Consider the following 12951-nt stretch of genomic DNA (forward strand, 5'->3'; position numbering starts at 1 on the left):
GAATTACCCTGGGCTCAATGGGGGAGAGGTGAAATCGGCGGAATGCCTTTGTCATAGAGCCCAGGGTAGAACGTCTCGGTCAGCTGACCGAAAAGCGTGAAGCGCGAAATGTGCGCTAGATAGCGAGGTATTCGTGCCGTAGCTCGGCGTTGTCGAGCACCTCTTTTGCCGTGCCCGAGAAGGCAACCTCGCCGGTGTCGAGGATCACCGCCCGGTCGGCCAGCTTCAGCGCCGCCACAGCATTCTGCTCGACGATGATGGTGGTGATGCCCAGCGGCTTGATCGAATGCAGAATGCGCTCGATCTCGTGCACGATCACCGGGGCCAGCCCTTCATAGGGCTCGTCGAGCAAAAGCAGCTTGAGGTTGCGCGCCAGCGCCCGGGCAATGGCCAGCATCTGCTGCTCGCCGCCCGAAAGGGTCACACCCTCCTGCTTGCGCCGTTCCGCCAGACGCGGAAAGCTCTGGTAGATCTGGTCAAGGCTCCAGCCGTCGCCCGGCGCCACCTTGGCGAGGATAATATTCTCCTCCACCGTGAGGCCCTGGATGATCCGTCGATCCTCGGGTACCAGCTGAATGCCGGCACGTGCCGCCTGAAAGCTCTTCATGCCATGCACAGCCTGGCCATCGAGCCAGATCTCGCCGCGCTTGAGTTGAGGATCGTCGGTGCGGGCAATGGTCCGCAACGTCGAGGTCTTGCCTGCACCGTTGCGTCCTAGCAATGCCAGAATTTCTCCCTTGCGGATGTCAAGCGAGACGCCCTGAACGATATAGCTTTCGCCGTAGTACGCGTGCACATCGCGCACGGAGAAGAAGGGCTTTTCGGCCTGGTTGGCCGCTGCCGGGGTCGATCTGTTGGCGACGCTGTCCATGCTGCTCATGCTCATCACGCGGTGCCTCCGAGATAGGCTTCCTGAACCTTGGGATTGCCACGAACCTGATCTGGCGTGCCATCGGCGATGATACGGCCCTGCGCCAGCACCGAGATCTTGTCGGCGAGGGAGAACACCACATGCATGTCGTGCTCGATGATCACCTTGGTCATGCCGCGGCTCTTGATCTTCTTGAGCAGCTCGATGGTGGTGTTGGTGTCATGCCGGCTCATGCCGGCAGTCGGTTCATCGAGCAGCAGCAGCCGCGGATGCTGGATCAGGCACATCGCCAGCTCCATCCGGCGCTTGTCACCGCGGCTCAGGCTCCCGGCATGGTCCTCACGAGCGCTGTGCATGCCGACGTCGTGCAGCATGTGTTCGGCCTCGGCGCGGACAGCATGCTCATGTTCAAGCGAGCGCAACATGCTGAGCTTGAACGCGCCGTCGCGCTTGGCCAGCGCCGGGATCATCACATTGTGCAGCACGCTGAGGTCAGCAAAGATCTCCGGCGTCTGGAACACGCGGGCAATGCCAAGCTGGTTGATCTGATATGGCTTCCGTCCGGTCAGCACGGTTCCTTCGAAGACCACCTGGCCGCTGCTGGGTGCCAATTTGCCGATGATCACATTGAGCAGTGTGGATTTCCCTGCGCCATTGGGACCGATGATGGCGTGGGTCTGGCCTTCCTCGACCTGCAGATCGATATCGGCGAGGGCGTGCAGGCCACCGAAGCGCTTGTGGACATCGGCCACATGCAGCACGACATTGGGCAAACTCATGACTGTGGTCCTACTCGGCTGGATGGGGTTTTGAGGCTGTCGTACCGGCACTGGCGGGCGTCGGCTTGTTGGGCCGGAACAGCGCTGCGATGCGCCGAACGCCTTCCATCACACCACCGGGCAGAAAGACCACGATCAACACGAACACCAGGCCCAGTGTGAGGAACCATCCCTCGCCGACGAACTTAGAGCTGATCAACACCGCGGTGTGCTGCGCGCCATCGGGCAGGAAACCCCAGAACTGGGTCAAGATACCGTCGTTGATGGCCGAGAAGATGTTCTCGAAGTATTTGATCAGCCAGGCGCCGATAACCGGGCCCACCAGCGTGCCGGCGCCACCCAGGATGGTCATCAGCACCACTTCGCCCGATGCGGTCCACTGCATGCGCTCGGCGCCCGCCAGCGGGTCGGTAATGGCCAGCAGTGCACCGGCCAGGCCCGCATACATGCCCGAAATCACAAAGGCAGCCAGCGTGTAGGGCCGCGTGTTGACGCCGGTATAATTCATGCGCGTCTGGTTGGACTTGATGCCCTTGAGCATCATCCCAAAGGGCGAACCGGTCACGCGCTGGGCGATGAAGAAGGTTGCGATCAGGAAGAAGGCGCAGAAGTAGAAGGCGACGTAGCCGCTCAGGGGCGTCCCCAGCAGCGTGGGGGAGGGCAGACCCGGACCAGGCTCAGAGAACATCCGATCCAGCACGCGGCTGTCGTTCAGGCTCAGCTGCAGGCCGGTCTCGCCATTGGTGATCGGCGTGAACACCGAATAGGCGAGGTTATAGCTCATCTGCGCAAAGGCCAGCGTGAGGATGGAGAAGTAGATGCCCGAGCGCCGCAGGCTCAGAAAGCCTATGGCCAGGGCGAACAGGCCCGAGACGACAATCGCAAAGACCAGCGCGGGCAGGGCGTCCATGCTCAAAAGCTTGAAGGACCAGACCGCGGCATAGGAACCCACGCCAAAGAAAGCGGCGTGGCCAAAGCTCAGATATCCCGTCAGTCCGAACAGAATGTTGAAGCCGACCGCGAAGATGGCAAAGATCGCAAAGCGGTTCAGCAGATCCGGATAAGCGGCGCCAAATGGTTGCAACCAGATTGGCATTGCCAGCACGACAGCGGCAAAGCCGAGGAACAGGACGACGTCCTTGCGGGGCATGGCCAGCATGTCAGGCCTCCATCACGCCGCGCCGACCCATCAGGCCACGCGGACGAACAAGCAGAATGACGACAGCGACGAGGTAGATGATGACCTGGTCGATACCGGGGACGATGGCCTTGACCTGCGTCATCGACGCAAAGGACTGCAAAATCCCCAACAGGAAGCCGGCGGCGACGGCGCCCGGCAGCGATCCCATGCCGCCCACGACAACCACCACGAAGCTGAGCACGAGGAAGTCCATGCCCATGTGATAGTTTGGCGGCAGCAGCGGCGTGTACATCACACCCGCGATACCGGCGACAACGGCAGCCAGGCCAAACATGATGGTGAAGCGGCGATCGATATTGATGCCCAGCAATCCCACGGTCTCGCGGTCAGCCATGCCGGCGCGGACAACCATGCCGAACGTGGTGAACTGAAGGAAAGCAAAGACACCGCCGATGATGACGCCAGCAAAGAGGAAATAGACCAGGCGCCAGATCGGATAGGTGATCACATTGGCCTGCATGCCGAGCCACACCCCGATATCGGCCGCGCCACGTGCTTCTTCAGGCATCGGCTGCGGAATGGGATTGGCTCCAAAGATGGACTTGATGATCTCCTGCGCGACGATCGCCAGGCCAAAAGTCACAAGAATTTGCTCGGCATGTGGGCGTTTGTAGAAGTGTTTGATGATGCCGCGCTCAAACAGGATGCCGATCACCAGCATCACCGGGATGGTGAGCAGGATCGAGAACGGCACTGAGTAATTGACCAGCACGGCACCGAAATCGCCGAACCAGCTCTGGACCAGCGGTTCCCGGACTTCCAGCGGCGCGCCCCAGGGGGAGAGCTGGGTCGGGTCAAGCGTGACGGTTTCCAGGGTAATCAACTGGCGGAACAGCACGGCACAGAAGGCGCCGAGCATGAACAGCGCGCCATGGGCAAAGTTGACGACCCCCAGGGTGCCAAAAACCAGGGTCAGGCCGAGCGCAATGAGCGCATAGGCGCTGCCCTTATCCAGCCCATTGAGGAACTGCAGAAAGATAGCTTCAAACATGGCGTGCTCCGAGCCGCAGACAGAGGCGTGGTCCGCCCTGACCAAGCAGGGCGGACCGACAGATCAGCACATGGGTGCAGGTTCGGCCGGGCCGAGATCGCCGCCGAAGATGGACGGATCGTAGTCCACGGCGTCGCGCGACACTTCCTGAACGACTTCGAGCACGTCGTATTCACTGGTCGGGTTCTCTGTGCCTCGCACCACCAGCACATTCTTCATGCACTGATGATCTTCGGCACGATAGGTCGTCGGACCATTGCCCATACCGTCGAAGTCGTGACCTTCCAGCGCCTTGATCACTTCGGGCGGATAGAACGTGCCGGCACGCTCGCAGGCGTCGGCATAGAGCAACGTCTGCACATAGCAGGTGTGGGCGGCCTGCGACGGCGGGGCGCCATATTCGGCACCGAACGACTTGGTGAAGGCCTTGGTGCCGGCGTCCTGCAGGTTCCAGTGCCAGTTGGAGGTGCCGAAGATGCCCTTGATATTGGCACCGGCGCCCTTGGCCATCAGTTCGGAGAACAGCGGCACCACGATCTGGAACTGCTTGCCGTTCACTTCGCGGTCCCGCATGCCAAACTGAACGGCCTGGGTCAGCGAGTTGACCATGTCATTGCCGTAGTGGTTCAGGATCAGCACGTCGGCGCCCGAATTGAGCACCGGCGTCAGAAACTGGCTGAAGTCGCCGGCACCCAGGGGCGTGCGAACGGCAGCCACCGTTTCCCAGCCGAGAGCCTCGGTAGCGTTCTTCATCGACTCTTCCTGGGTCCAGCCCCAGGTATAGTCGGCCGTCAGGTGATAGGCCTTGCGGTCCTTGCCATATTCCTGGCCGAGCACCGGCCCGAGTGCCACGCCGGACTGGTAGGCGTTGAAGAAGTGACGGAAGCCGTAGCGCTTCTTGTCCTTGCCGGTGGTGTCGTTGGAGTGCGTCAGGCCGGCCATGAAGATGACGCCCATCTCCTGGCACAGGCCCTGCACCGCAACGGCCACGCCAGAGGACGAGCCGCCAGTAATCATCAGCGCGCCATCGCGCTCGATCATGCGGGTCGCGCCGGCGCGGGCCACGTCGGCCTTGGTCTGGCTGTCGGAGGTCACGAAGGCGACCTTCTTGCCAAGGACGCCGTTGCCCTTCAGGGCGGATGGCTGCAGAACATTGAGCAGGCCGCCATCACCTTCGCCGTTCAGATGCTTGACCGCCAGTTCATAGGCGCGCAGTTCGTCGGCGCCTTCTTCGGCATAAGCGCCGGTCAGCGGCACGTTCAGGCCGATGGTGACCGTGTCACCGGTGGGATTGTTGCAGAACTCCTGCGCCCAGGCGCCCTTGGTGAACATCAGGGGTGCAACGCCGGTACCGATAATACCGGCCATGCCGGTTTGCAGCACCCGACGGCGGCTGAGGCCGCGCTTCAAAAGTGTCATCGATTTCCTCCTTTTGGCGCGGGGCAACTGATGCATAGTCAGCCACTCACCGCAGTCTGAGTATCGACAAAGGAGAAAACGGCTTCAATAGCGCGTTGTAATTGCTGGAATATTCTGTAAATTGTTGTTCTATAATGTCTGAGTATTGGTCAATTCGTTGACAACGAGCTTCCGGGAGGGGGAGGGCTATGCGGGCGCCAATCGGCTTTCGGATAAGCAACAGACGGAAATCATTGAAGATTTCGCAGGCGGGTCTTGCCCGCCTGATTGGTATTTCGCCCAGCTATCTCAATCTCATCGAGAACAACAAACGCGACATAGGTGGCGCTCTGTTGAACCGGGTGGCCGCTCATCTTGATATCGATATCGATGAACTGACCGGTCAGAGCGAGCAGAAGCTTCTGCAGGACCTGGAAGAGGCCTTCGCCGACCCCATGGTCGAGTCGCTGCCATTTCAGCCCGACGAAAGGCGCGAATTGGTGGCGCAGTATCCGGCCAGCGCCGCCGCTTTGGCCCGGCTGCACCGCGCTTATGGCAATGCGGTCTCCAATGCCGATGCCTATGCTGATCGACTGCGGTCAGACCCCTTGCTGAGCCAGTTGCTTCACCGCATCGTCTCAGGTGTAACCGCCATTCGGTCCAGCGCGGAAATCCTGGAGGATGTCCCCGATCTCGATGACGCTGAGCGCCAGCGTTTCCTTTCAGCAATTGGCCGTGAAACGCGCGCCCTGTCTGATGTCGCGCGAAATCTGATCGGCCAGTTCGATACCTCCAGTCAGATCCGCCGGAGCGTCTCCCCTGTGCGCGAGATCGATGACCTGATCATCGAGCGTGACAACCACTTCCCCACTTTGGAGCATGCCGCAGAAGAACTGCGGGCAGAAATCGAGGGGCACGGCGCGTTTGGCGTGGCCACGCTCACCGCGCTCCTCGACAAGCGCTTCGGCGTGACCGTTGTCGTCGGAGGTCCGCCCGATGAAGAGGATTTTCCGGGGCAGTATCGCTTTGAATCCGCTGGTCGTCGCATGTGGTTCCACGGCGCAACCACCCTGGCCACGCGCCAGTTCCAACTTGCGCGGCTATTTGGGGAACTCGCCGCTCCCGATGCCATTGCGGAGGCGCTGCAAAGCGCCGTGCTCTCGACGCCTACGGCCCGGCGACTGGCCTCGCGGGCCATTGGTTCCTATCTCGCTGGCGCGATGGTCTTTCCCTACGAACAGGTCCTCGAAGATGCCGAAGGCTGCGCCTATGACATCGATCATCTCCGGCAGGTCTATCACGCCAGCTACGAGCAGGTTGCCCATCGCCTGGTGACCCTGCGGCGTCCCGGCCAGCAGGGCATCCCCTTCGGCTTCCTGCGCTCGGACCCGGCTGGGCGTCTGACCAAACACTTCCCGTTGCCCGGTCTCTTGCTGCCCAACAGCGGTCATGCCTGTCCGCTCTGGGCAATCTACGGCGCCTTCCGCACGCCTGACGTCTCCACGCGCCAGGTCGTCCGCTTTTCAGATGGCTCGCGCTATCTCTTTCTGGCGCGCACGGTGCAGCGACGCACGGCCTCCTTCCGTGAGCAGGTTGTGGCGTCATCGGTGATGTTGGCCTGCGACGTGCTGCATGCCGACCGGACCATCTACGCCACGGGCCTCGATCTCAACGACCTGTCGGCTGACGTTCCCGTTGGTCCGAGTTGTCGGCTTTGTACTCGGCGCGATTGTGCCAGCCGGCAGGAAGAGACGCTCTCGCCGTCCGGCGATTCCTCGCGGACGCGTGCACCGTTGTTGCCGGCAGCATTTGCGCTTGGCGATCCCGGCTGATTGCGCTTAACTGCGGTACCGCTGCGGAGGGGAGACCGCGGCAGGATCAGGGGGGACTTTGGCAATCGACATTCTCATTGCCGAGGATGAGCCGAGCATTCTGGAATCGCTCGATTTCATCCTGCGCCGGGCTGGCTGGAACGTCAGTGCGGTGACCGATGGCGATTCCGTGCTCGAGGCCGTGCGTCGCCTGAGACCGCGCCTGGTGCTGCTCGATGTCATGCTGCCCAAGCGAAGCGGCTTCGACGTGCTCAAGCAGATTCGCGCCAGTGCCGAGCTCGCTGCCGTGCCGGTGCTCATCCTCACTGCCAAGGGCCAGCAGCAGGATCGCAGGACTGCCGAGGAGCTCGGCGCCGATGGCTTTGTGACCAAGCCCTATGCCAATGCCGATGTTGTCGGCGCTGTGCGCGCTCTGCTGGGTGATATCGGTGGAGCCGCGTAAGCGCGTCAGCGCCATGCTGGCCCTGACCGTCTTCGGTGCTCTTTTGCTCGTCCCGCCCCTGGTGCTGGTATTCAATCAGCCCATCAGCCACTTCGGCGTGCCCCAGATCGTGATCTACCTGTTCCTTGTCTGGCTGGGACTAATCATCGGCACTGCCTGGCTGAGCCGTACGCTGGCCCCCGACACTTCTGGCAAGCCAGACGGCCTGGAGGATGAGTGATGCTGTCGGCTGACTTCGTCATCGCCACCGCCGTAGGCTACGTGGGCCTGCTGTTCGTGCTGGCGTTTTTTGGTGACCGCCGTGCGCGGGCCAATACCAAGTCATTTCTCCATTCGCCCGCGGTCTATACCCTCTCAATCTCGGTTTATTGCACCAGTTGGACTTTCTACGGTGCCGTCGGCAACGCCGCCCGCAGCGGGCTGGAGTTCCTGACCATCTATCTTGGACCCACGCTGGTCTTCGTCGGTTGGTGGTTCTTGCTGCGGCGATTGGTGCGCATAAGCCACGATCAGCGCATCACTTCGCTGGCGGACCTGCTGTCATCGCGCTTCGGCAAGTCCAACCGGCTGGCCGTATTGGTCACCTGTATCGCCGTGATCGGCATAGCGCCCTATATCGCGTTGCAGCTCAAGGCCGTGACGTCCTCGATCCAGGCCGTCGCCGGATCGTCCGAATTCGGCCAGGGGAGCCTAGCCGGCATTGACGATGTCGGACTGGCCTTCGGCATTGCCGCCGCCATGGCGCTGTTCACAATTCTCTTCGGCACACGCCACGTCGACGCCAAGGAGCAACACCATGGCGTTGTGGCCGCTATTGCCTTCGAAGCCGTGGTCAAGCTGGCGGCCCTGCTGGGGGTCGGGATCTTCGTCGTTTACGTCGGCGGGGGCCTTGAGCCGATCTTCCGCCGCGCTGCCGAGATGGGCGTTAGTGCGCCCACCGAGAACAGCTTTGGCGACCGCTGGGTGACCACGCTTGTGCTTTCGGTCGCTGCGATCGTCTGCTTGCCGCGGCAGTTCCAGGTGACGGTGGTTGAGAACTCGGACGAGAGCCACCTGCGCGTCGCCGGCTGGGCCTTTCCGGCCTACATGTTGCTGATGAGCCTGTTCATCCTGCCTATTGCCGTGTTCGGGCTCACCGTCATGCCGGCCGGCTCCAACCCGGACATGTTCGCGCTGACCCTGCCGATGTTCTATGGCCAAAGCCCACTGGCACTGCTGGCGTTTATCGGTGGCTTCTCGTCGGCCACCTCCATGATCATTCTGGAATCGATCGCCCTGTCGATCATGGTCTCCAACCACATTATCATGCCGCTGGTCCTGCGCTTCAGTTCGGGCCAGCCCAGCGCCGACGGGCAGGGGGTCAGCCACCTGCTTCTGGTCGCCCGGCGCGTCTCGATCATTCTCATCCTCTCGCTGGGCTTTTTCTATTTCTTCTTCACCCGCGACTCCAACGCCCTGGCGCCCATTGGACTGATCTCGTTCACCGCCATTGCCCAGTTTTTCCCGGCTGTTCTGGCAGCACTGTTCTGGCGAGATGCGTCGCTCAAGGGCGCGACTGCCGCCATTGCCGCAGGTTTTGTCATCTGGGTCTGGTGCAGCTTTCTGCCATCGTTCGAATCGGTGTCGCCGCAAGTGGCCATGCTGGTGCAGCACGGGCCCTGGGGCATTGCCTGGTTGCGCCCGGAAGCCTTGTTCGGTCTCGACCGCCTCGATCCGCTGTCGCACGCTGCCTTCTGGAGCCTCACCATCAATGTCGTCACGCTCACCGTTGTGTCGCTGCTGACCAAACAATCGGCGCTTGAGCGCATCCAGTCGACGCTCTTTGTCGATGTCTTCCGGCGCGGTGCAGCGCAGCGTGGCAACTTCGTTCGTGGGTCCGCGACAGCCAACGATCTGTTCTTCGTGGCGGAACGCGTCTTGGGTGAGCGGCGTGCCGCGGCGCTCTTCGAGACGGCGGCCCGCGAGATTGGCGTTGATCCCGACATGCTCGAGCCGTCGCCGGCCTTCATTGGCAAGCTCGAGCGGGAACTGGCTGGCTCGATCGGGGCTGCCTCGGCCCATGTCATGCTGTCAAAAGTGGTGTCGGGCAGCGATGTGTCGCTCGAAGAGATGATGCAGATGGCCGATGAGACCCAGCAGGTCATTGAATATTCTCAGCAGCTGGAGAAGACCTCTGCAGAACTGCGTTCCACCGCTCAGAAGCTTGAGGATGCCAACACACAGCTCCGGGAGCTTGATAGCCAGAAGGACGAGTTCCTCAGCCAGGTGAGTCACGAGGTCCGCACACCCATGACCTCGATCCGGTCGTTTTCCGAAATCCTGCTCGATCCGCAGGGGATCGATGACGTCCAGCGGCAACACTTTGTCTCGACAATTCACCAGGAAAGCCTGCGGCTGACCCGACTGCTGGATGAGATCCTTGATCTTTCCGCTCTTGAGCGGGGTGAGCGCAGTTGGGAAAACCGTCCTGTTGATGCCGAAGCCGCATTGGAGCGGGCCCTGCAGGTGTGTGATGCACTGCTGCGGCAGCGGGACATGCGGGTCGAACAGGGGCCGCGCGCTGGCTGCACTATGGTGGAGGGCGACGCAGACCGGTTGTGTCAGGTCTTCATCAACCTGATTTCCAACGCGGTCAAATACAACAATGCCACCAAGGCAGTGCTACGCGTTACCTCGTCCGTTCGCGCCGGAAGCTATGTGGTGGAGATCGCCGACAATGGTCCCGGCATACCCAAGAGCGAGCGCACGCTGATCTTCGAGAAATTTTCGCGCGGGCAACATGGGGCGAGCGACCAGAGCGGCGCAGGCTTGGGCCTGGCGATTTCCCGACAGATCATTGCCCGCATGAACGGCACGCTCGATCTCGTTCCAAGCCCGCTGGGCGGCGCATGCTTCCGCGTGCGCCTTCCAGTCGTTGGCGCAGGCTAATCGCGTCCCTGATCCGGAATATTGAGCACATGACCGCAGGCCTTGCAGTGCACGGCGTCAGGATCATGCTTCTGCAGGCCGCATTGCGGGCAGGGGAAGTGCACCTTGTTGGGGCGAAAGATGGCTTGCGCCAGGCGCACAAACAGCGAGATGCCCACGATCATGATGGCAATCGAGGCCAGTTTCCCGCCAGTGCCGGGAAGGGTGATGTCCCCAAATCCGGTAGTGGTGACGGTGGCGACTGTAAAGTAGAGCGCGTCGACATAGCCGCTGATGCCGGTGTCCCCCCTGTTCGAAAAGGAGACGTAGACAAAGCCCGTGACCACGAATAGGAACACCAACAGGTTGATCACCGCCTGGATGGGTTCGCGATAGCCTATCAGCCCAAGGCGCCGCAGTGGTCGCCAGAACAGCGGGCTTCGGGTCAGCGTCCACAAGCGCAGGATGCGCAGGAACCCCAGGTTGATCAACCAGACGGGCAGCAACAATGAGATCAGGATGAGGAAGTCCAGGATCACTGGCACCTGCTTGGCCCAGCGCACCGTATCCGTTGCGGCAAGGGCCCGCGCCCCCAGGTCCAGCGCCAGTAGCGCGGCAATGGACAGGTCGATCCAGAGGAACGACTCATTCTCGCGCAACAGTGGTGCTGCAATGAAGAACACGACGATCGCCAGATCGACCACCAATACGGCGAACTGGAACCGTTGAGCTGGCCGCGACTGGCTGTGGTAAAGCAGGCGCAGTCTGGAGCGGAGCCGGTGGAATCGGCCGGGAGGATTGGGGCGTGTCGAGGTGGCTTCTGTCTGGGTCATGATACGCACCTCTGCATATGTCGCTCCATTTGACTTGTCACGGTGCTGCAGCAGGCGCATGTGACTGCTGTGTTTCTCGTTCGGCCGGTGCCGTGGCGTCGCATCATGCGCCGATGGTCTTGCCGAACTCTGCACATCGCCAAGCAAGGTAAATTCCGATGACTGTGTCCCTATACGACGTGTCCGTGCCTGTCTTCACCCGCATGCTGACCAATCTGTTGTCCATCATGGACAAAGCCGAGGCCAATGCTGCCGATCGGAAGTTCGACACTTCCGTACTGTCCAACGCCCGTTTGGCGCCCGACATGATCCCGTTCCGCGGCCAGATCATGATCGCAACCGATCACGTCAAGGGCTGCGTCTCGCGCCTTGCCGGTCACGAGGTTCCGTCCTGGCCCGACACCGAGGAGACCTTCGACCAGCTGCGCACCCGTATTCGCAAAGCGCTCGACCTTCTCGCCACCACCAAGCGCGAGGACTTCGTCGACAGCGCCACCCGCCAGGTAACGCTCAAGCTCGGTGGCAACGATGTGACCATGGCGGGGCTTGACTATCTCAACCAGCGCGCCCTGCCGAATTTCTACTTCCACGTGACCACGGCATACGCCATTTTGCGGGCCAATGGGGTGCCGATCGGCAAGCGCGACTACATCGGCTGAACGGTTCGATAGCGCCTTGCGTCGCCCCGTGCTGGCAACAAGCAGTTGCCGCGGGGCGGCGCAAAGGTTATTTGCAGCCACTGCATTCCGCGCGCGGGTTGCGGCGCGCTATGGGAAATAGCGTCCCGGCGACCGTCGCAAAGCCCCGGACCAGCATGAGGCAAGCATGAAACTGGCATTCGTCATTCCGGCCTATAACGAAGAGGCGCTGATCGGCAAATGCCTGGAATCGGTCGTGGCCGAAGTGGCCCGTGCCAAGGTCGACGCCGACATCATCGTCGTCAACAACGCGTCTACTGACCGTACCGGCGAGATTGCTCGTAGTTTCCCCACAGTGCGTGTGGTTGATGAACCCAAGAAGGGGCTGGTCAACGCGCGCGATGCCGGCTTTGCCGCCAGCGAAGGCTTTGACCTCGTCGCCAATATCGACAGCGACACCATCGTCCCGCCCGGCTGGCTCGATACCGTCTTCAGCGAATTCAACCGCGATCCCAAGCTGGTCTGCCTCAGCGGACCCTATGTCTATTATGACATGAGCGCCTGGAACCGCTTCCTGGTGAATGCCTTTTATGGCCTTACTTGGCTGATCTACGTGCTCAACCGCTATGTGCTGCGCGTCGGCTCAGTGGTGCAGGGCGGCAATTTCGTCTTCAAGCGCGCCGCCTGGCAGCAGGTTGGCGGCTATGACCGCTCGATCGAATTCTTCGGCGAAGACACCGACGTGGCCGTGCGCCTCTCCAAGGTCGGCGCGGTCAAATGGACCTTCGCACTCAAGATGAAGACATCCGGCCGTCGTCTTGAGAAGGAAGGCGTCTTCCGCACGGCGGGGACCTATACGCTCAACTTCTTCTGGGTCACCTTCCGCGGCAAGCCGGCCACCAAGGCCTATACCGATATCCGCCCGGACTGATCACAAAAGCGACCAAATCGCGCCGGCGTGGTCACCCGACGTTAAGTCTCCCAAGCGGGACAGAATCAGGCGATGCTAACGCTGCGCTAGACTAGCGCTGCCGCATGGTGCGGCCGGGGCCGGAACGC

General features: G+C 61.5%; 12 protein-coding genes. 6 read left to right on the forward strand and 6 right to left on the reverse strand.

From position 1 onward, the window contains the following. Positions 1–115: 115 nt before the first annotated feature. The 5 genes from K1177_RS05245 to K1177_RS05265 all read right to left on the reverse strand — a co-directional run bounded on the left by K1177_RS05245 (position 116) and on the right by K1177_RS05265 (position 5261). Positions 116–871 (reverse strand): ABC transporter ATP-binding protein, encoded by a 756-nt coding sequence (locus K1177_RS05245; protein ID WP_224703695.1) that lies wholly within the window; start codon positions 869–871, stop codon positions 116–118. Between the two features lie 14 nt (positions 872–885). Next, the gene (locus K1177_RS05250) at positions 886–1650 is read right to left on the reverse strand and encodes an ABC transporter ATP-binding protein (RefSeq protein ID WP_224702256.1); all 765 of its coding nucleotides are present in this window, start codon (positions 1648–1650) and stop codon (positions 886–888) included. 10 nt (positions 1651–1660) lie between these two features. Further along, a complete protein-coding gene (locus K1177_RS05255; RefSeq protein ID WP_224702257.1) occupies positions 1661–2809 on the reverse strand; it encodes a branched-chain amino acid ABC transporter permease in 1149 nt (382 codons plus the stop codon). A gap of 1 nt (position 2810) precedes the next feature. Then, on the reverse strand, positions 2811–3842 hold the full coding sequence (locus K1177_RS05260; protein WP_224702258.1) for a branched-chain amino acid ABC transporter permease: 1032 nt from the start codon (positions 3840–3842) through the stop codon (positions 2811–2813). 63 nt (positions 3843–3905) lie between these two features. After that, entirely contained in the window at positions 3906–5261 is a 1356-nt protein-coding gene (locus K1177_RS05265; protein WP_224702259.1) for a substrate-binding protein, read from the reverse strand. Between the two features lie 188 nt (positions 5262–5449). Here K1177_RS05265 and K1177_RS05270 point away from each other — a divergent pair, with 188 nt between their 5' ends. From K1177_RS05270 to K1177_RS05285, 4 genes are read left to right on the forward strand one after another with little or no spacing between them, the layout of a single operon-like run. Continuing rightward, complete coding sequence (locus tag K1177_RS05270; protein WP_224702260.1) at positions 5450–7072, forward strand: helix-turn-helix domain-containing protein; 1623 nt, start codon at positions 5450–5452, stop codon at positions 7070–7072. Positions 7073–7130: 58 nt separating this feature from the next. Next, on the forward strand, positions 7131–7514 hold the full coding sequence (locus K1177_RS05275) for a response regulator transcription factor (protein ID WP_224702261.1): 384 nt from the start codon (positions 7131–7133) through the stop codon (positions 7512–7514). Beyond that, positions 7501–7734, forward strand: coding sequence for a hypothetical protein (locus K1177_RS05280; RefSeq protein WP_224702262.1), 234 nt, complete (start codon positions 7501–7503; stop codon positions 7732–7734). Before K1177_RS05275 ends, K1177_RS05280 begins: the two co-directional genes overlap by 14 nt. Beyond that, a complete protein-coding gene (locus tag K1177_RS05285) occupies positions 7734–10442 on the forward strand; it encodes a sensor histidine kinase (protein ID WP_224702263.1) in 2709 nt (902 codons plus the stop codon). Before K1177_RS05280 ends, K1177_RS05285 begins: the two co-directional genes overlap by 1 nt. On the opposite strand, the gene K1177_RS05290 is transcribed toward K1177_RS05285, so the two are convergent. Further along, complete coding sequence (locus K1177_RS05290) at positions 10439–11254, reverse strand: ion channel (protein WP_224703696.1); 816 nt, start codon at positions 11252–11254, stop codon at positions 10439–10441. The genes K1177_RS05285 and K1177_RS05290 overlap by 4 nt on opposite strands. Positions 11255–11412: 158 nt before the next feature. Here K1177_RS05290 and K1177_RS05295 point away from each other — a divergent pair, with 158 nt between their 5' ends. Together K1177_RS05295 and K1177_RS05300 are read left to right on the forward strand one after the other, a co-directional pair. After that, complete coding sequence (locus tag K1177_RS05295) at positions 11413–11913, forward strand: DUF1993 domain-containing protein (protein WP_224702264.1); 501 nt, start codon at positions 11413–11415, stop codon at positions 11911–11913. Between the two features lie 166 nt (positions 11914–12079). After that, positions 12080–12823 (forward strand): glycosyltransferase family 2 protein, encoded by a 744-nt coding sequence (locus K1177_RS05300; protein WP_224702265.1) that lies wholly within the window; start codon positions 12080–12082, stop codon positions 12821–12823. The last annotated feature ends 128 nt before the right edge of the window (positions 12824–12951 follow it).

The organism is Devosia aquimaris (genome assembly GCF_020169335.1).
GTDB lineage: Bacteria > Pseudomonadota > Alphaproteobacteria > Rhizobiales > Devosiaceae > Devosia > Devosia aquimaris.